Genomic DNA, 18,308 nt, shown 5'->3' with positions numbered 1-18,308 from the left:
GTCCTAAGCCGTCGTGAAGGTGTCGGTGAACAGCCGCACCAGATCGGCGGGCGCGTCGACGAACGCGTAGTGGTCGCCGTCGAGCACCACGTCGTCCACGTCGCCGCAGGCGGACCAGCCGGACATCAGCCGCGGTTCGATGCCGGTGTCCCGGCTCCAGCCGAGCGAGGTGACCGGGCAGGGCAGCCGGGTCGGCTCGGCCACGTGGTAGCGCTTGTTGACCTCGACGTCGTGACGCAGCACCCGCAGGGTCAGATCGATGAGGTCCGGATGCGGCTCACCGCCGAGGCCGATCATCAACGCGCGCAGCTCTGCCGCGAGTTCCTCGTCCGTCATCTGCAGAAAGCGCCCGTAGGGACCGTCCTGCGGGGCCACCTCGGAGGAGACGACGAGCCGCGCGGGGGGCGGGCAGCCGCGCTCGACGAGGCGCAGCGCGGTCTCGTACGCGGCGAGCGCGGAACTGCAGTGCCCGAACAGGGCGTAGGGCCGGTCGAGATGCGGCAGCAGCTCCTCGGCCAGGGAGTCGGCGAGCTCCTCGTAGCTGTCGAAGGGGGCTTCGCGCATGCGGTTCTCGCGGCCCGGCAGCTGTACGGGGCAGAAGTTGACGCCTTCGTGGAGCGCGGGCCACTGCCGGTACATGCTGGCACCGCATCCCGAGTACGGCAGCAGGAAGACCCGGGCACGGGCCTCGGGCAGCGGCGCGCGCAGGAAGAGCCGGCTGCGCCGCCCGGTCGGTGTTGTCATGGAGGGGTCCTCGAGGTCTGTCGCGAAGGGTCCGTGGCGATGGGGTGCCGCGAAGGGTCCGGTGGCGATGGGGGTGCCGCGAAGGTCCGGTTCAGTACGCGACGGGCGTACGCACCGGCTTGACCTTGGCGGTGATCGGCAGGGACTCCCAGCCGGCGATGATGTTGGAGTGCAGCCGTCTGCCGGGCCCCGCGGGACGGAAGTCCGTGAACCGGCTGAAGAGCTCGGCCATGACGATCTTCAGGGCGACCCGGGCCACGGTGTGGCCGACGCAGTAGTGCGGACCGATGCCGAACGCGATGTGCTTGTTGGGGCGGCGGCGGATGTCGAAGACGAAGGGGTCGGCGAAGACCTCCTCGTCCCGGTTGGCCGATCCGAGCCACACGACCACCGCGTCGCCCGCCTTGATCTGCCGGCCGCGCATCTCCACGTCACGGGTGGCGTAGCGCATGAAGTGGTTGGTGGGCGACGACCAGCGCAGGGCCTCCTCGACTCCGGAGGCGAGCGCCTTGGGGTCGCTCGCCCAGTCGTCGAGCACGGGGGTGCCCATCAGCTCGTGCAGGGCGCTCACCGGGACCTGCGCCATGGTGACGCTGGCGCCCAGGAGCAGGCTGTAGCAGTTGGAGACGATCTCGCCGGGGGTGAGCAGCCGGCCGTCGAGGTCCATGCGCAGGAGCAGGCTGATGAGATCGTCGCCGGGTGTCTGCCGGCGTTCGGTGACGAGGTCCTGGAAGTAGGCGAACAGCTCGCGGTGGGCCGCTTTGAGGACGGCCTGGGTGCCGCCGGGGCGGGCGAACCGGGGGGCGTCGGGGGCTATGGCGGCCGTGGTGAGCTCGATCAGGCGGGGGCGGTCGGCGTGCGGCAGGTTCATCAGGGTGCCGATGACCGCCATGGGCATCTTGGTCATCTCTTCGGCCAGGTCGTACGGGCCGCCGTCGCCGAGCGGGGTGATCAGGCCGAGCACCGCTTCGCGGATCTGCTCGCGACGCGCCTCGACCTGCTTGATGGCAAGGGCACGTTGCAGCGGTTCCCGCAGATCACCGTGGCGGGGCGGGTCGGTGGCCGCCATCTGGCGGCCACCTGCAGGGTCGTCGCGGCCGAGCAGCAGGAGCAGGGTGCCGCGTTCGGAGGTGAAGGTCTCGTGGTCCCGCAGGACCAGGTCGGCGTCGGCGTACTTGGTGATCGACCAGTACGTGCCTCCGCCGGCCGCGGTACGGCGGCTGACCGGGTCGTGCGCGCGCAGGTCGCGCCAGACCGGGTGCGGGTCGTCCGCGCTGTAGAGACCGGGGTCCGTCAGGTCGGCGGCGGCGGTGTCACCCGTGAACGGGCAGCGCGAAGCCGCTGGGGATGCGTCCAGCACGGAGTGTCCTGTCTGGTGGAGGGATGGCGGAGCCGTCGATGTCGACGAGAAGGCGGCTTAGTCGGAGGGGCCGGCGGACTGCTCGATGTCGGCGCAGAGTTCCGCGATCGTCGGCTGCAGGTAGAGGGTGCGCGCCGAGACGTCGAGCCCCAGGTCGCTCTGCAGAACGGCGAGGAGTTCCGCGGCCATCAGGGAGTGCCCGCCGAGGTCGAAGAAGTCGTCCTCGACGCCGATCGGCTCGATGCCGAGCAGTTGCCCCCACAGGTCGGTGAGGCGACGCTCCAGATCGGTGGTGGGAGCCACGTACTCGTTCCACATGTCGCGGGGTTGTCGGGTGACGGCCGGCAGGGCACGTCGGTCGACCTTGCCGTTGCGGTTCAGGGCGAGCCCGGGGAGGACCAGGACGGCCCACGGCACCATGTACGCGGGCAGTTCGGCGCCGAGCCGCTTGCGCAGTCCGGCGACGAGTTCGGCGGTGTCGGCCTGCGGGTCGGCCGGTACGACATAGGCGATCAGACGCTTGCCGCCCTGAGGCTCGCGCTGGGCCGCGACCGCGGCGACCGCCACGTCCGGGCTGCGGGTCAGCGCGTCCTCCACGGCGCCGAGTTCGACGCGGTAGCCCTGGACCTTGACCTGCTGGTCGGCGCGGCCGATGAACTCCACTCCGCCGTCGGCCCGACGCCTGGCCAGGTCTCCGGTACGGTACGTGCGCTCACCGGGACGGCTCGGGAAGGGGTGCGGCACGAAGCGCGCCGCGGTGGCGCCGGGCTTGCCGAGATACCCGACGGCAAGCCCCTCTCCGGCGGCGTAGAGCTCGCCCGCGACACCCGTCGGCACCGGGTTCAGGTCCTCGTCCAAGATCGCCACGGAGGTGCCGCTGATCGGTCCGCCGATGGACACGGAGGCCGAGGCGGGCGGGGTGTCCGTGGTCCAGCAGGTGGTGTACGTGGTGTTCTCCGTGGGCCCGTAGCCGTTGGTGAACCGCACGTCCGGGTGGGCCTCGAAGAGCCGCCGCACGTGCTCGGCGGAGGCCACGTCGCCACCGGTGAGGACATGGCGTACGCCGGTGAAGGCGTCGATCGTGGACGAGACCGTGGCGTGCAGCAGGCCCGTGGGCAGCAGCAGCACGCTGACGCGCTCGTCCTGCACGGTCGCCGCGAGCCGGTCCATCTCCATGCGTCCGCCGGGCAGCACCGCGAGTCGGCAGCCGTTGACGAGAGCGCCGAAGATCTCGAACGTGGCGGCGTCGAAGGACACCGGGGACAGGTGCAGGAAGACGTCGTCGGGCCGGATGTCCACCCAGTCCGTGCCGCGCACCAGACGGGCGACGGCCCGGTGCGGCACGCCCACGCCCTTGGGTTCGCCCGTGGAGCCCGAGGTGTAGCAGACGTAGGCGAGGTGATCCGGGGTCAGGCCGGTGGGGGGTGTCCACGCGGGAGCCTGGTCCAGGGGTTCCGCGGGGCCGACGACGGTGATTCCGGCGGGCACCAGGCCGGCCAGGTCCCCTTGGGCGAGCGCCACCTCGACACCGGCGTCACGGGTCAGGTCCGCGAGGCGGGCGGCGGGGTCGTCCGGGTTGAGCGCCAGATAGGCGCCACCGGCCTTGAGGACCGCGACCAGGGCGACGATCAGGTCGACGGAGCGGTGCATCAGGACGGCGACGACGCTGTCCGGGCCGACCCCGTGGAACTGAAGCCGTGCCGCCAACGCCGTTGCACACGCGTCCAGTTCAGCGCGTGTCAGGCTCTGTCCGGCGCAGGAGACGGCCACGGCTTCGGGGTCGCTCGCGGCGTGCCCCGCGATGAGGTCGTCGATGCGGGCCGCCTCGATCGGTGCCTGCGGTGTTCCCCAGAAGGCCGGGCCTTCGTCGGCCGGCAGGACGAGGCGGGCGATCGGGGCGTCCGGGGCGGCGCGGCCCGCCGTACGCACGCTCCGCACCAGGGCGGCGTACGCCGCTGCCTCCCGTTCGTCCCACGCCGGGTCGTCGGGGGCGGTGACGACGATCGAGGTGTCCGCGCCCAGCTCGACCAGCGGCACGGTGTGGGCACCGGTGACGTCCCGCCCGGCCCCTGCGGAGAACCGGACCACGCTCTCGCCGATGTCGCCGCTCTCGCCTCCGCAGGAGCCGACGCCCGCGTCGGCGAGGTCGCCCAGGGCCTTCGTGGCCTGGCCGAGCAGTTCCTGGTGGGTGTGCTCGGCGTCCAGGTCGAAAACGGCCTGTCCCGCGAGCGTCCTGCCCTCGTCCGCCACGCGGCAGCCGACGATCACACGCTCCTGCAGGGTGCGCCGGTACCAGGCACCCACGACGGCTGCGAGGGCGTCGGCGGTGGTGTCCGCCTCGGGGAATGCCGACGTGTCACTCACGCCCCGACCGTCCTCACGCTCAGCGGGCGCATGTCCGTCCACACGCGGTCGATGTGTTCAAGGCATTCTTCTTTCGACCCTTCTGTCCCCTCCGCGTGCCATCCCGCCGGAACGTCACGCGTGGCCGGCCAAATCGAATACTGCTCTTCGTGGTTCAGTACGACGGCGTACCGAACGGGCTGCATTTCCGACATGAATGCTGCTCCCCTGCCTGTCTGTCCTAGCGGTTGAATTCTTTCGCCGATGTCCGCCGTGCGGGATGTCCCGACGCTGCAGAGTCCTGCCACGGCAACTGGTTGCCGTGGTCGGGGGTGCCCGGCCCGGCGCACCGGCCTCGTCCGGGGCTCCACGCCCGGGGCACACGGTCCTCACGCTCCTGATACCGCCACTTCGAGCAGCACCCAGGACGGGGAGAGGAATTGTGCGGTGACGCGGGAACAGATGCCGTCGGCGGCCTCGATTGCCGAGCTTCGATCGGGGCCGGTCAGAAACATGGTCACCAGAACGAGCCCGCACGATTCGTGAACGTGGACATGCTGGAGTCCGTCTTTCGGCATCGCTCCGGACCGGAAGAAATCGTCGATGTCGACGGATTCACCGGGCGGCGACAAGAAGTACGCCACGGCGATACGCATAATGTTCCGTTTCCCAGGAGCGGTGGGGCTGTGCGTTGCGGTGGGGCTGTGCGTTGCGGTGGGGCTCGGCCTTGTCATTCATCTCAGGCCGCTGACCTCCACCCGGTTGTCCTGGTAGACGGCGCCGCCTCCCATGTCCGCGTCCCGCTCGGCCACCGTGGCGTTGACCCCGGGCGCTCCGCCGGTGAGCCTCGACCAGTGCCCCTTGGTGGTGCGGGCGATCCCGGGGCGCACGGAGTCCGTCACGCTCAGCTTCGCTTCGAAGGCTCCGCGGTCGTTGAAGATCCGTACCTGTTGGCCCTCGGTCAGCCCCCGGGCCGCCGCGTCGTCGGCATGCAGTTCGACGGTGGGCCCGCCGGCTCTGCGCATCAAGGATTCCTTGTTGCCGAAGGTGGTGTTGAGGAAGAAGTGGGACGCGGACGAGATGAGCACCAGCGGGAAGCGGCGCGCCAGCTCGGGGTCCGTCACCTCTTGCGCGGGTGTGTAGCCCGCGAGCCGGTCGTGCCCGTCCGCCTCGGCGGCATCGGAGACGAACTCCAGCTTCCCCGACGCGGTGGGGAAGCCGTCCGAGAACGGCACGAAGGGGCTCGGGTAGTTGAGCCGTGCCCAGCCGTCGCGGCGCAGCCGTTCCAGGTCGATGCCGTCGAGTGACGGATGGCCTCCGGACAGCAGGTCACGGGCCAGCTCGTCGTCGGACGCGTACAGGCTCGGCTCTTCCAGACCGAGCCTGGCGGCAAGACGCCGGAAGGTCTCCGTCGTCGACAGGCACTCGCCCGGCGGCCGGACCGCCGGTTCGTTCCAGGAGATGTACATGTGCCCGTAGCCGTCGTGCAGATCGGCGTGTTCGGTCTGCATCGTGGCCGGCAGCACGATGTCGGCGTAGTCCACCGTGTCGGTGTGGAAGTGCTCCATCACCACGGTGAACAGGTCCTCGCGCGCAAGGCCGCTGCGTATGGTCTCCTGCCCGCCGACGGCGGCGGCCGGGTTCGCCCCGTAGACGATCAGCGCCTTGACCGGCGGGTCCTTGACCGTGGTCAGGGCCTCGCCCAGCCGGGTCATCGACAGGGCACGCACCGGGCGCGTCAGCAGGTCGTCCCGGTACAGGGCCTCTCGGTCACCGCCGAAGTAGCCGTCCGTCGAGTACGCGAGTCCGCCTCCGGGCAGTTTCCAGTCGCCGGTGACACCGGGCAGACAGGCAAGGGTGCGCAGCGCCATGCCGCCGCCCGCGTGCCGCTGGATGCCCTGTGCGGCCTTCATGCCGGTGGGCCGGGTGGTGGCGAGGCGCTCGCCGAGGCGCACGATGTCCGCCACGGGAAGACCGGTGATCTCCGCCGTGCGCTCGGGGGTGAAGGTCGCGATCCTCTCCTTGAACTCCGGCCATCCCCGGGTGTGCTGCTCCAGATAGGCACGGTCCTCGGCGCCCATCGCGACGACCACGTGCAGCAGTCCGAGCACGAGCGCCGCGTCCGTGCCGGGGCGCAGCGGCAGGTGCTCGTCGGCCAGTCGCGCGGTGCGGGTGCGCACGGGGTCGATGACCACCACGTGTGCGCCGGCCCGCTGTGCCTCGCCGACCACCTTCCACAGGTGGTGGCTGGTGGTGAGGGTGTTGCCGCCCCACAGCAGGATCAGTTTGGAGTGGCGCAGGTCCTCGGGGTCCATGCCGCGGCTGGTGCCCAGCGCGTATGCGGTGCCCACGAGCCCGGCCACGGAGCAGATCGTCATGTCGTGGCGCGATGCCCCGATGCTGTTCCACAGCCGGCTGCCGGCGCGCCCTTGAAGTCCCTGGATGTAGCCGAGGTTTCCGGTGCCCTGGTAGGGCCAGACGGCCTCGCCGCCGTACTGCTCGACGACGCCTGCGAGCCGGCCCGCGATCTCGTCCAGGGCCTCGTCCCAGCCGATCCGCTCGAAGCGGCCCTCGCCCTTGCGGCCGACGCGGCGCATCGGGTGCAGGAGGCGGTCGGGCGCTCGGGTGTGCTCCAGGTACTGGTTGACCTTCACGCACAGGGTGCCGCGCGTGTAGGGGTGGTCGGGGGTGCCGCGCAGGGCGACGGCGGTGCCCTCTTCGTCGACCTCCACCTGCCAGGAGCACCCGTCGGGACAGTCCAACGGGCAGGCTCCGGGCAGGAGTTTCAACGCCGGGCCCGGCGTGCGGGATGTGCTGGCCACGGGTGCCGTCCTCCTTGGGTTCACCGTGCCGGCTCCACCTGGAGCAGAGCGCGGAATTCGTCGGCGAGGATCGTGGTGCCGACCTCACGGCTCGGCCCGGTGAGCAGGACGCGCTCGCCGTCGACGATGTCGACGCCCACGGACCCGCCGGGCATGCGCACCGTCACACCGGCGTCCACGAGCCCCAGGCGGTACGCGGCGCACACGGCGGCGCACGCACCGCTGCCCGAGGCCCGGGTGTGGCCGGCGCCGCGCTCCCACACCTCGACGCGGACCGTGTTCCGCTCCTCGACGGTCAGGAACTCGATGTTCATCCGGTCGCTGAAGGCGGGGTGCTCGACGAGCAACGGACCCAGTTCGCGGGCGAGTTCGGCGCTCGCGTCGGCCACCGGGAGAACGGCGTGCGGCACCCCGTTGTGCACCGTGGTGACCCTCAGCCGGACGCCCGCGACCTCGATGGGTTCGTCGATCAGTGCGGCGTCGGCGGGGCGCTGGGGGTCGTGGTGGCTCCAGCCGCCCAGGTCGACGGTGCCGGTGCCGTCCGGGCCGCCGCTGTGGCGGACCCGTACGGCACCGCCGAGGGTGTGCAGAACGACCTCGTCGCGGTCGGTGTACCCGTGCTCGCGCAGATAACGGGCGAAGAGGCGAAGCCCGTTGCCGCTGCGTGCGCACTCGGTGCCGTCGGCGTTGAAGATCCGCAGGTGGTACGTCCCGGGGGTGCCGGGGTCCGCCAGCGGACCGTAGAGCACCCCGTCGGCACCGAGTCCGGCGTTCCGGTCGCACAGGATCCGCGCAACGGCCGAATCGACACCGAACCCCGCCCGCTCCGGGTCCGCGACCAGATAGTCATTGCCCATGGCGTGGTACTTGACGACGCCGTTCATCGCGGCTCTCATCCCTGGCCGACGGCCTCGTCCTCGAAGTCCTCGCCGTACCAGCGCTCGTGCCAGCGGGAGAAGGAGACGACGGTGATGTCGCGGTAACCCTCGTCCTCGACGGGCACGATGTCGGTCACGTAGTGCCACAGAGCACGGTCGTCGAAGGCGACGGCCTCGCCCTCCTGGATCGTGGTGGTGTGGATCGGCGTGTCCTTGTCGTCCCCGGTACGCAGCGTCAGCTCGGCACCGGTGATGCCGGCCCGCCGGTACACGGAGATCACCACGAACTCGTGGCCGTCCTGGTGCACGCCCTCGGGCACGACGACGCCCTGCAGGTCCTTGGTGGCGACGACGCGGTACTGGTGGACGTTGATCTGCCAGACGTCGTCCTCGGGGAGCGGGATCTGCGAGCAGGCCGCCTGGATGTGCTCGGTGAAGTCGACCTCGATCGGTTGGTAGTGGCGCCGGATGCCGCCCGCGATCGGGTTGAACTTGGAGTAGGTGACGTAGGGGCGGTGCGGCAGGCGCTCGAAGTCCCATGCGCCGTCCTTGTGCACGAGCTTGTACTGGGAGAATCGGCGCCAGCGATTGCCGTTGCCGATGTACTCGTCAAAGGCCAGATCGCCGAAGCTCTCCAGGATGTCGCTTCCCGTCGCGGGAAGATCGAATACGGAGAAGCCCTGCTCGTTGAGAGCCATGTGGAGTGCCTTTCTGTCGGAGCGCGGGGAAGGGTGGGAAGGGTGCGGGCGCGGGCTCAGGCGGCCCGGTTCTCGCAGTGGGCGAGCACCCGGTCGAGATAGCGCTGCGACGTGTTGAGGCGCACGAACGTGCCGAGCGCGATCTCCCGGCCCGCATCCGGGTCGCGCTCGATGACGGGGCCGATGACGTTCTTGTACCAGCCGGCCGCGTGCTTGGCGTCGACGCCGATGTGGATGTCGTGGTACGTCTTGCCCACGGCGGGCAGCTCGAGGCGGTCCCAGGCGGTGACCAGCTCGCGGAAGCGGCGCGGCGCCAGGAACTCGGTCACGCCGAAGTACCCGATGGCACGCAGGTAATGGCGCCGGGTGAGGGCTATGGCGGCGGATATGTTGCCGCATTCCTTCGCCTCGAGCAGCAGATTCTCCTCGATGTACGTCGCGTCGACATCGATGGAATCAAGGCACTGCGAGAACAGCGTGGTGTGCACCTCGCTGAAATTCCCATTGCCCATCTCGTCCCAGTAGTTGTTCGCGATCTCCATCTTCTCGGCACCCCTTGCACCGAGTTGCATCACCGCGAGAATGTCGTCGAAACGCGGGTCGAGCGAGGTTTCCTGGGCGAGCAGAAAACGAATGTCGTCGACCGGGGCCTCGGCCAGCCGGGTCGAGTACATCGGGTGTGAAGCCGCCGGGTGATTCTGAATGTGGGCCTTGAGCCAGCGGACGTATCCCTTGCCGTCGGTCGGGTAGTCCTTGAGCCATTCCTCGGGAACCTGGCGGAACTCGTCCTCCAGCACGGCGTTCTCCAGGACGCCGACGACGTCCTTGAGCACCGGCTGGGTGTCCAGGTCCGGACTGCCCGCAGCCGCCTGGCTGAACTCGTAGGCGTACACGTCCGTGAGCACGTCGTGCAGACGTGCGTGTGCCTCCGCGTCCTTCTCCTCGAAGGCCAGGGCCGCGAGTTCACGGCATTCCCGGACCAGGGCGGCCCGTTCGTCGAAGTTCTCGGTCAACTCCCTCCAGATCTCAGGCACCGGGAAATTCAGCGCCTCCACGAAGCCACTCAGCAAGGGCAAGTCCTTCTGCCGGGTTTCCGACATGCCACCATCCCTTTCGACCAGCCGCCCACACATCTGCCGGTAATGGGCGAACTGTTGTACACGACAAAAGGATTGAGCATGACGTTGTCCCGTGTCAGCGGCCGAAGCTGGCAGGGTGCTGCCACGTCAACGCCCTGCCAGAAAGGAATTTCCCGGACCGGCCGTTACGGCTTCCGCGCCGGCCGAATGCTGTGGCAAGCTGCAGCCGTATCCCAGCAGCGACGGCTCCTGGTGCGTACGGCCGGCTTTCCGGTCCGCCGGTGCGGACACGCGAGAAGCACACGTCGGCACCGCCCCGCTCTCCACCGGGCCGGGCTCCCCGCCGCGGCGTCCCGCGGGCCCGGCCCCGGCCACGGCACCCCCTTCGCCCCGCCCCTTCCCCAGGCGTCGCCCCCCGCCGTTGCCCCGGCTTCACTTCCCCTGCCCTTCGAGACGTTAGGAAGCACCAAGATGCTCACCGCAGGCCTCAAGTTGACGCACAGCGGCGGACTCGCTCTGTTCGACGACGACAAGCTGTTGTTCCACGTCGAGGTGCAGAAGCTCGCCAACAACCCGCGCTACAGCCCGGTCTCCGACCTTTCCCTGATCCCCGAACTCCTCGACGCGTACGGCTTCCGCGTCTCGGACGTCGATCGCTGGGCCCTCGACGGCTGGGACGGACGCACCTCCGGCCGGATCTCCGTCCTGGACCACGGCACGCCACTGGAGCTGGCAGTGGCGCCCTATCGCGAGACGGAGGAGGTGCCGAGCCTGATCCGCCCCGCCTTCTCCGGCGAGATTCCCATCGGCGGGAAGACGGTGACGTACGACAGCTACGTCCATGTGTCGAGTCACTTCGGGGCCGCCTACTGTTCCAGCCCCTTCGCCGCCCGCGGCGAGGACTCGTTCGTGCTCGTCTGGGACGGCGGCACCTTCCCGCGCCTCTACTTCGTCGACGCCGCCAAGGGCACCGTCGAGAACGGCGGCGAGGTCTTCCCGCTGATCGGGCACTCGTACGCGATGGCCGCCCAGTACTACGGGCCGTGGGCCCGCAAGGCCGACGACCGCTCCCAGGTGGTCGACGACCTGTCGGTGGCCGGCAAGCTGATGGCGTACATCGCCCTGGGGCAGCCCAAGGACGCCATCCAGGAGGCCCTGCGCGACGCCTACCACCACAACTTCGAAGCGCCCACCGAGGCCGTCGCCGAGTACCGGCGGGCCGTGACCGGCTGCGGCAGCAACGGCGAGCCGTCGCACCGCTACGCCCACCGGTATCTGAGCGACGCCGCCGAGCGGATCGGCGCACTGGGCGTCAGCGACGAGGACGTGCTGGCCAGCATGCACCAGTTCATGGAGGACCTCCTCGTCGAGCGCATCGCCGACAAGATCCGCCGCTGGAAGGGCGACGGCCCCTGGAACCTGTCCTTCGCCGGCGGCTGCGCCCTGAACATCAAGTGGAACAGCGCCCTGCGCGCCCACCCGATCTTCAACGACGTCTGGGTGCCGCCGTTCCCGGACGACTCCGGCTCGGCCATCGGCACCGGCGCCGTCGCCGTCGCGCACGACAAGGGCGGGGTCTCCGCGGTCCAGTGGCACGCCCGCACCGGCCCGTCGCTCGTCACCACGTCCGAGGTACCGGAAGGCTGGTCGGCGCGCGGCTGCTCCGTCGAGGAGGTCGCGCGGCTGCTGCACGAGGAGAACAAGCCGCTGGTGTTCCTGCAGGGCAACGCGGAGCTCGGCCCGCGCGCCCTGGGCGCACGCAGCATCATCGCCCCGGCCAACGACCCCGCGATGAAGGACGTCCTGAACGACGTCAAGAAGCGCGAGCACTACCGCCCGGTGGCCCCCATCTGCCTGGTCGAGCACGCCGAGGAGATCTTCGATCCGGGCACCCCGGACCCGTACATGCTCTTCGACCACGATGTGCGCCCCGCGTGGCTGGACAAGGTACCGGCCGTCATCCACCTCGACGGCACGGCCCGTCTGCAGACCGTCAGCTCGGAAGAGGACCCGGTCCTCACCACCCTGCTGCGCGCCTACCACGCGCTCAGCGGCATACCCGTGCTGTGCAACACCAGCGCCAATCTGAACGGCCACGGCTTCTTCCCGGACGCCGCGTCGGCGATGCGCTGGGGCGGCACGGACCACGTGTGGGCCGACGGCACGCTCTACAGCAAGAACACGGCCGTCGGCGGAAAGTGACCCAGCGCCATGCCGACCCCGCCCCGTGACCCCTTCGCCCTGCCCGGTCTCTATCTGCTGCTGTGCACCGGAATCCTCGACGGGAATCCGGGGTCGCGCAGGATCGAGCTGGACATCGGGGTGGCGGGCGCCCTGCTGACGTCCCTGTGTGTCCAGGGACGGCTGCGGGTCCACCACGGCGGCATCGCCGCGGTGGACACCTGCCCGACCGGGCTCGCCCACGTGGACCGGGTCCTGGACCGCGTGGGCTCGTCGGCGCGGGTGGCGGGCGTGGGCCGCTGGGTGGAGAACCTGGCGTTCCACGCCTATGGCGACACGCTCGGCCACCTGGTGCGCTCGGGCACGGTCGACCGCACGGTGCGCCGGAGTTTCGGCATCCGGCTGGAGGCGTACGCGCCGAAGCGGCCCGCGCAGTACGAGCGCCTGCTCGCCGACGTACGGCTGGCGTTCTTCGGGTACGCACCGGTCAGCCGGACTGTCACGCAGGTCGCGGCCCTGTTGCGGGCCACCGGGCTGCACCACGTGGCGTTCCCGGGGATTCCCCGGCGCCGGCTGGCGGACTGGACGGCCCTGGACGGCCCCCTCGCCGAGGTGCACGGCGCGGCGGAGCTCGCCTCGATCAAGACGATCACCGGTGCCGTCGCCGAGGCCGTGTCCGGCCGCCTGGACACCTTGCGCTTCTGCGGCTGAGGGGCGGCGGCTCCCGGCCTCCCCGATTCCGAGCGACCCCTTGTGTACATTCGCCCGAAATGCACCAGCCGCTCTCCAGCTCGGGACCGCTCTTGGACATCTTTCTCGTCTCCGGAAGTGTCGACGCCCCCTGGGGCAACGCCCGGCGGGCCAGGGAGCTGGCGGGGGTGCTCTCCGGGCGGGGGCACCGGGTGCGGCTCGTGGGGATCGCGCCCGCGGCCGGGGGGCGGCGGCGGGTGGAGGAGGGGCCGTACGAGAGCACGGTCCTGTACGGCGGGCTGCCGCCCGTCGCGCCACCGGCGCCCAGGAGTGCGTTCCACCTGCTCGCGCGGGGGCGGCGCAGGGCGCACGAGCGGGGGATGCGGGAGAGGGCCGGGGAGTTGTCGGCGCTCTTCGCGGGCAGCGGCGGCGACGGGGTGGTCGTGGTGCTGGAGGGGTGGGCGCTGGAGTGGGTGGCGCTCGCGGACACCTCGGGGATGCCGGTGGTGCTGGTCAGTCAGGAGGCGTTCGCCGCCACCAAGAGCGCGGCACGGTTCAAGCGGCTGCGGTGGCTGTGCCGGACGACCGTGGACCGGGTGCTCGCGCCGACGCGGCAGGACGCCGACTGGTGGGTGCTCAACTGGCTGAACAATGTGGGGGTCATGCCGCCGGCCGTGGTGGGGGTTGCGGATGCCGGCTTCCGGCCGCGGGAGAAGTGTGTGGTGAGTCTCGGCAGGCTCGACCACGACAAGGGGATCGACATCCTGCTGGACGCCTGGGCGCTGCTCGCGCCGCGCCATCCCGAGTGGCGGCTGCGGGTGTACGGGGAGGCGGCCGGTGGCGGTGCGGTGGGGCGGGAGCGCGAGGACGCCCTGCAGAAACAGTGCGCGGAGTCGGGGATCGCCGCTTCGGTCGAGTGGGCGGGGTACGTCGAGGGGGCTGCGGAGGCGTGGCGCGAGGGTGCCTTCTTCGTGCTGCCGTCGCGGCAGGAGGGGTTTCCGCTGGCGCCTCTGGAGGCGATGGGGGCCGGGTTGCCCTGTGTCGCGTTCGACGTGTCGCCGGGGGTGCGGGAGATCGTCACCGACGGGGAGAACGGGCTGCTGGCGCGGGCGGGGAACCTGGATGAACTGGTGCGGCAGATGGAGCGGTTGATGGTGGACGAGGAACTGCGGGAGCGGCTCGGGGAAGCGGCGCGGGGAGTCGTACGACGGTATGCGCCGGAGGTGGTCGGGGAGCGGTGGGAGGAGCTGTTCGCACTGTTGCGGCGATAGTCCGCGAGCACCGCTCCCGGTGCTCGTTCTCGGTCAGCGGTGCACCGGTCAGCGGTCCACCACCGCTCGACGGTCCACCACCACTCAGCGGTCCACCACCGCGCTCGCCACCAGCAGGGCGAAGCCCGCCACCACGCACAGGGTGCGCAGCGCGTGCAGCCGGTTCCAGCGGGACTCGAAGGCGGTGCGGGCCTCGGTGTCTGTCGTGGGGGTGTTCTCGGAGGACGCGAGGGCGTTGTTCAGGGGGATGTTGCCGCCCGCCGTGACGGCGTGGTTGAGGACGGTGAGGGCGAGGCCGCCGATCAGCAGCCAGAGCTGGAGCGAGGTGCGCCCGCCCTCGGGGGCGACGAACAGGGCCGCGGCCGGGAACAGCACCGAGGCGAACATCGTCGTCACGAAGATGCCGCGCGGCACGTCCTCGTTGATGCGCCGCATCGTCGCCGCGAACTGCTCGTCCGACACGCGCGCGAGTGCGGGCATGATGCCCGTCCGGAAGATGAGCATCATGCCCGCGTAGAGGCCGACCGAGACAACTGCCAGTGCGAGCAGAAGAGTTGACATGCCGCACATGATGTACGGATCCCCCGGCCCGCCGCAGCCCGAATTACGTCACGAGACGATGTCCTTCCGGGAGAAGCCGCGGAAGGCCAGGGCGAAGAGGATCAGGGCGTACGTCACCGAGATCGACGCGCCCTTGAGCATGCCGCCCCATTCGAGCTGGGGCTGCAGGGCGTCCACCCAGGAGAACTGCCAGTGCGCCGGCAGGAAGTCGCGCCAGTCGCCGAGTGCGGTGACCGCGTCCAGGACGTTGCCGACGATGGTCAGGCCGACCGCGCCGCCGACCGCGCCCAGGGGTGCGTCCGTCTTCGTGGAGAGCCAGAAGGCGAGGGCCGCGGTGACCAGTTGGGAGACGAAGAGGTAGCCGACGATGATCCCTATGCGCGGCAGGGCGGTGCCCGCCGCGAGGGCGCCTCCGGTGGGGAGTTCCAGGGTGCCCCAGCCGTAGGCGGCCGTTCCCGCGATCAGGGCGACCAGGGGCAGCAGGATCATCGCCGCCAGGCTGAAGGCGAGGGCGACGGCGAGCTTGCTCCACAGCAGCCGCACCCGGGGCACCGGTGCGGCGAGCAGGTAGCGCAGGGACGACCAGTTGGCCTCCGAGGCGACGGTGTCGCCGCAGAAGAGGGCGACCGGGATGATCAGCAGGAAGCCCGCGGAGACGAAGAGGCAGGTGGCGGCGAAGTTCGCACCGGACGCGGTGGCCGTGTCCATCAGGTTGATGCGGTTGTTGCCGCCGCTGCCGCGCTCGGAGGGGGTGCCGCCGATGGCGAAGGCGGCGATCAGGACGAACGGCAGGGCGCCCAGGATGATCGCCATGACCATCGTGCGCCGTCGCCGCCACTGGCGCCTGGCCTCCACCCGCAGGGGAAGGGTGCGTCCGGGGCGGTAGCCCGGGGCGGTGTCTGTCACCACAGTGCTCATGCCGAGCCTCCGATCAGAGTGAGGAACGCGTCCTCCAGGCGGCGGTGCGGGCCGACGCCCGTCAACGGCACGTCCATGCGCACCAGTTCCGCGATGAGCTGCTGCGGGCTCGCGCCGTCGAGGCGGACCAGGAGACCGCCCTCGGCCCGTACCGCCGTCTCCACGCCCGGCAGTGCGGCGACCTTCTCGACCACCGCTTCGGTGACTTCGCCGTCGACGGTGACCAGGAGGGTGTCGCCGGAGCCGATGATCTCGGCGACGGGACCGGCCTGGACGAGCTTGCCGCGGTCCATGACGACCAGGTCGGTGCAGGACTGCTCGACCTCGGACAGGAGGTGGCTGGAGACGATGACGGTGCGGCCTGCTGCCGCGTACCGGATCATCACGTCGCGCATCTCGCGGATCTGCGGCGGGTCCAGGCCGTTGGTCGGCTCGTCGAGGATGAGCAGGTCCGGCATGCCGAGCATGGCCTGGGCGATGGCCAGGCGCTGGCGCATGCCCTGGGAGTACGTCCGTACGGCGCGCTGGAGCGCGTCGCCGAGCCCGGCGATCTCCAGGGCCTCCTCGATGTGCGCGTCCTCTGCGGGGCGCCCTGTGGCCTGCCAGTACAGGTCGAGGTTGGCGCGGCCGGAGAGGTGCGGCAGGAAGCCCGCGCCCTCCACGAAAGCACCCACCCGGGAGAGCACAGGGGCGCCGGGCCGGATGGCGTGCCCGAAGACGCGGATCTCGCCGCCGTCGGGGGTGATGAGGCCCATCAGCATGCGCAGAGTGGTCGTCTTGCCCGCACCGTTGGGGCCCAGCAGTCCGAGGACCTGGCCCTTCTCGACGCGGAAGGAGAGGTCGCGGACGGCGTACCGGTCGCCGGACTTGCCGTACCGCTTGCTCAACGAGGTGATCTGGAGGGGGACTTCCGCGAGCGCCGGGTCCGGCGTGGGGGCGGACGTCCGGCGCCGGGCGCTGAGCAGCAGCCCTCCCGCCACCAGGGCGCTCGCCAGCGGCAGACCCCACACCCACCAGGCGAGCCCGGCGGACGCGGTGGCGAGCTTGGCGTCGGTGGGGACGCTCAGGCCGCCGTCCAGGGAGACGGTGTACGCGGCGGGCTCGGCCGGGGAGGCGTAGCCGAGGTCGGTCGCGGTGAGCAGGAGCCGCATCCGGTGTCCCGCCTGGAACTTGTGGTCGATGGCGGGGAGGGTCAGCTCGACGGTCTTCCCGGCCTTGGCACCGGTGATGCGGACCGGGGTGACGAGCTGGTGCGGCAGGACCTGCTGGCCGTTCGCGCTCGCGTCGTAGACCTTCGCGAAGAGCACCATGTCGTCGCTGGTGGACTTCACGCGCACCGTGACGGTGGGTGTGCCGGTGACCTGGACGCCCTCGTCGAGGGGTGCGGAGTCGTAGCGGGCGTACTGGCCGGGGAAGTCCAGGGAGAGGCCCACGCCGAGCCCGGAGAACTGGGAGAGGGCGCCGACGCCGGGCACGGAGGAGATGGCGGGCGGGTTGGCGCCCGCCGGGTTGCCGAAGGTCTGCTCGGGGGTGCGGCCGGTGAGGGGGATGCTGCGTACGTCGCCGCGCAGGCCCGGGTAGCGGTCGGCGGAGGCGCCGCGCAGGCGGGCGGAGCCGTTGGTGGAGTCGACGCCGCCGGTGCGGCTGACGCGGAAGGCGGGGCCGGTGTCGGCGGAGGCGTCCTTCTTCAGGTAGCGGTCGAACCAGGAGGTGACGCGCTGCTGGGCGCGGTCGGCCTCCATGTCGCCGCCGTCGTGTCCGCCGGAGAGCCAGTCGACGGCGACGGGAGCACCGTTGCCGGTGATCGCGCGGGCCATCTGGTCGGCCTGTCCCAGGGGGAAGAGGGAGTCGCTCTGTCCCTGGAGGATCAGGGTGGGCACCTTGATGCGGCCGGCGACGGAGGAGGGGCTGAGCGCCTGAAGGGTGGTGCGGGCGGCGTCGTCGGGCTTTCCGGCGACGGCGACCCTCTGGTACAGCTCGCACAGCTTCGGCTCGAAGCGCTGGCAGCCGCCGCCGGTGGTGACGAAGATGCCGGCCCAGAGCTTCTTGAACACCCCGTCGGGGAAGAGGGATTCGGCGAGGTTCCAGTACGTGATCTGGGGTGCGATGGCGTCCACGCGCGGGTCGTGTCCTGCGGCCAGCAGGGAGATCGCGCCGCCGTAGGAGCCGCCGGTGACGCCGACGCGGGGGTCGCCGTCCTGGTCGAGCAGGACGTCCTTCTGGCGGGCCAGCCAGTCGACGAGCCGGGAGACGTCCTTGACCTCGGCGTCGGGGGCGTTGAGGCCGATCTTCCCGCCGGACTTGCCGAAGCCGCGGGCGGACCAGGTCAGGACGGCGTACCCGTTGCGGGCGAGTTCCTCGGCCTGGGCGCGGACGTCGTCCTTGGACCCGCCGAAGCCGTGCCCGATGAGGACCGCGGGGCGGCGGCCGGCGCCGTCGCCCACGAAGTACGAGGTGTCGATGCGGGCGCCCGGCATCTCCATCATGCGGTCGGACCTGTGCACCACGACGGGGTCGTCCGCGGCGGCGACGGACGCCCAGACACCTCCGCCCAGCAGCACGGCGAGCACCGCGACCACGGCGGCGAGCCGACGTCCGCGCAGGCGCCCGCGCAAAAGACGGCGAAGGGGATTCTCCATGCTCTCGACCCTACGGTCCGCCCCTGTGCCTTTAGGCTGCCGCCAGGCGGAACTCGCGCCCCTCCCGGGGGAGTAGTCCGCCCGACTGCACTACCGCAGCCGTGGTACGTCCGGCGCACCGGAC

The 18,308-nt window shown here is 70.8% G+C and carries 15 protein-coding genes; 3 read left to right on the top strand and 12 right to left on the bottom strand.

Translation table 11 applies throughout. The features are described 5' to 3' along the window. Nucleotides 1-3: 3 nt before the first annotated feature. The 9 genes from IE269_RS18770 to IE269_RS18730 form a co-directional block, all read right to left on the bottom strand. Nucleotides 4-744, bottom strand: a complete 741-nt coding sequence (locus tag IE269_RS18770; RefSeq protein WP_189824150.1) for a thioesterase II family protein — start codon at nucleotides 742-744, stop codon at nucleotides 4-6. Nucleotides 745-835: 91 nt separating this feature from the next. Further along, entirely contained in the window at nucleotides 836-2,104 is a 1,269-nt protein-coding gene (locus IE269_RS18765; protein WP_229897902.1) for a cytochrome P450, read from the bottom strand. Between the two features lie 57 nt (nucleotides 2,105-2,161). Next, entirely contained in the window at nucleotides 2,162-4,468 is a 2,307-nt protein-coding gene (locus IE269_RS18760) for a non-ribosomal peptide synthetase (RefSeq protein ID WP_229897904.1), read from the bottom strand. Further along, on the bottom strand, nucleotides 4,465-4,662 hold the full coding sequence (locus IE269_RS18755) for an MbtH family protein (protein ID WP_189824149.1): 198 nt from the start codon (nucleotides 4,660-4,662) through the stop codon (nucleotides 4,465-4,467). The genes IE269_RS18760 and IE269_RS18755 overlap by 4 nt, the downstream gene beginning before the upstream one ends. A gap of 174 nt (nucleotides 4,663-4,836) precedes the next feature. After that, complete coding sequence (locus IE269_RS18750) at nucleotides 4,837-5,103, bottom strand: hypothetical protein (protein WP_189824148.1); 267 nt, start codon at nucleotides 5,101-5,103, stop codon at nucleotides 4,837-4,839. Nucleotides 5,104-5,181: 78 nt separating this feature from the next. Then, nucleotides 5,182-7,269, bottom strand: a complete 2,088-nt coding sequence (locus IE269_RS18745; protein WP_229897905.1) for a molybdopterin-containing oxidoreductase family protein — start codon at nucleotides 7,267-7,269, stop codon at nucleotides 5,182-5,184. A gap of 20 nt (nucleotides 7,270-7,289) precedes the next feature. After that, nucleotides 7,290-8,153 carry a diaminopimelate epimerase gene (gene dapF / locus IE269_RS18740; protein ID WP_189824147.1) on the bottom strand — a complete coding sequence of 288 codons (864 nt, stop codon included), beginning with the start codon at nucleotides 8,151-8,153 and terminating at the stop codon, nucleotides 7,290-7,292. Between the two features lie 8 nt (nucleotides 8,154-8,161). Continuing rightward, nucleotides 8,162-8,845: a 2OG-Fe dioxygenase family protein gene (locus IE269_RS18735; RefSeq protein ID WP_189824146.1), complete on the bottom strand. Its 684-nt coding sequence runs from the start codon at nucleotides 8,843-8,845 to the stop codon at nucleotides 8,162-8,164. A gap of 56 nt (nucleotides 8,846-8,901) precedes the next feature. Next, complete coding sequence (locus IE269_RS18730; RefSeq protein ID WP_189824145.1) at nucleotides 8,902-9,945, bottom strand: iron-containing redox enzyme family protein; 1,044 nt, start codon at nucleotides 9,943-9,945, stop codon at nucleotides 8,902-8,904. 450 nt (nucleotides 9,946-10,395) lie between these two features. On the opposite strand from IE269_RS18730, the gene IE269_RS18725 reads away from it, so the two are divergent. From IE269_RS18725 to IE269_RS18715, 3 genes are read left to right on the top strand one after another with little or no spacing between them, the layout of a single operon-like run. Next, nucleotides 10,396-12,126 (top strand): carbamoyltransferase N-terminal domain-containing protein, encoded by a 1,731-nt coding sequence (locus tag IE269_RS18725; protein WP_189824144.1) that lies wholly within the window; start codon nucleotides 10,396-10,398, stop codon nucleotides 12,124-12,126. Nucleotides 12,127-12,135: 9 nt separating this feature from the next. Beyond that, a complete protein-coding gene (locus IE269_RS18720) occupies nucleotides 12,136-12,816 on the top strand; it encodes a GOLPH3/VPS74 family protein (RefSeq protein WP_189824143.1) in 681 nt (226 codons plus the stop codon). A gap of 59 nt (nucleotides 12,817-12,875) precedes the next feature. Beyond that, nucleotides 12,876-14,066, top strand: coding sequence for a glycosyltransferase (locus IE269_RS18715; protein WP_189824142.1), 1,191 nt, complete (start codon nucleotides 12,876-12,878; stop codon nucleotides 14,064-14,066). An 84-nt stretch (nucleotides 14,067-14,150) separates the two neighbouring features. Here IE269_RS18715 and IE269_RS18710 read toward each other — a convergent pair whose 3' ends face one another. The 3 genes from IE269_RS18710 to IE269_RS18700 are packed head-to-tail and all read right to left on the bottom strand — an operon-like array spanning nucleotide 14,151 to nucleotide 18,184. After that, nucleotides 14,151-14,627 (bottom strand): anthrone oxygenase family protein, encoded by a 477-nt coding sequence (locus tag IE269_RS18710; protein ID WP_189824141.1) that lies wholly within the window; start codon nucleotides 14,625-14,627, stop codon nucleotides 14,151-14,153. A 48-nt stretch (nucleotides 14,628-14,675) separates the two neighbouring features. Beyond that, the gene (locus IE269_RS18705) at nucleotides 14,676-15,545 is read right to left on the bottom strand and encodes an ABC transporter permease (protein WP_189824140.1); all 870 of its coding nucleotides are present in this window, start codon (nucleotides 15,543-15,545) and stop codon (nucleotides 14,676-14,678) included. Continuing rightward, nucleotides 15,542-18,184, bottom strand: coding sequence for an alpha/beta fold hydrolase (locus IE269_RS18700; RefSeq protein ID WP_189824139.1), 2,643 nt, complete (start codon nucleotides 18,182-18,184; stop codon nucleotides 15,542-15,544). The genes IE269_RS18705 and IE269_RS18700 overlap by 4 nt, the downstream gene beginning before the upstream one ends. Between the last annotated feature and the right edge of the window lie 124 nt (nucleotides 18,185-18,308).

This window comes from Streptomyces spiroverticillatus (assembly GCA_014650415.1).
In the GTDB taxonomy this organism is placed as follows: Bacteria; Actinomycetota; Actinomycetes; order Streptomycetales; family Streptomycetaceae; genus Streptomyces; species Streptomyces spiroverticillatus.
Note: the sequence above shows the minus strand (reverse complement) of the source record. Positions and strands in the feature narration are given on the sequence as shown.

What these genes read in the sequence shown, in the direction of transcription:
- IE269_RS18720 (WP_189824143.1), top strand. Translation starts at nt 12,136, where the DNA reads ATGCCGACCCCGCCCCGTGACCCCTTCGCCCTGCCCGGTCTCTATCTG.
- IE269_RS18755 (WP_189824149.1), bottom strand. Translation starts at nt 4,662, where the DNA reads ATGTCGGAAATGCAGCCCGTTCGGTACGCCGTCGTACTGAACCACGAA.
- IE269_RS18710 (WP_189824141.1), bottom strand. Translation starts at nt 14,627, where the DNA reads ATGTCAACTCTTCTGCTCGCACTGGCAGTTGTCTCGGTCGGCCTCTAC.
- IE269_RS18725 (WP_189824144.1), top strand. Translation starts at nt 10,396, where the DNA reads ATGCTCACCGCAGGCCTCAAGTTGACGCACAGCGGCGGACTCGCTCTG.
- IE269_RS18705 (WP_189824140.1), bottom strand. Translation starts at nt 15,545, where the DNA reads ATGAGCACTGTGGTGACAGACACCGCCCCGGGCTACCGCCCCGGACGC.
- IE269_RS18700 (WP_189824139.1), bottom strand. Translation starts at nt 18,184, where the DNA reads ATGGAGAATCCCCTTCGCCGTCTTTTGCGCGGGCGCCTGCGCGGACGT.
- IE269_RS18770 (WP_189824150.1), bottom strand. Translation starts at nt 744, where the DNA reads ATGACAACACCGACCGGGCGGCGCAGCCGGCTCTTCCTGCGCGCGCCG.
- IE269_RS18750 (WP_189824148.1), bottom strand. Translation starts at nt 5,103, where the DNA reads ATGCGTATCGCCGTGGCGTACTTCTTGTCGCCGCCCGGTGAATCCGTC.
- IE269_RS18735 (WP_189824146.1), bottom strand. Translation starts at nt 8,845, where the DNA reads ATGGCTCTCAACGAGCAGGGCTTCTCCGTATTCGATCTTCCCGCGACG.
- IE269_RS18730 (WP_189824145.1), bottom strand. Translation starts at nt 9,945, where the DNA reads ATGTCGGAAACCCGGCAGAAGGACTTGCCCTTGCTGAGTGGCTTCGTG.
- IE269_RS18715 (WP_189824142.1), top strand. Translation starts at nt 12,876, where the DNA reads ATGCACCAGCCGCTCTCCAGCTCGGGACCGCTCTTGGACATCTTTCTC.
- dapF (WP_189824147.1), bottom strand. Translation starts at nt 8,153, where the DNA reads ATGAACGGCGTCGTCAAGTACCACGCCATGGGCAATGACTATCTGGTC.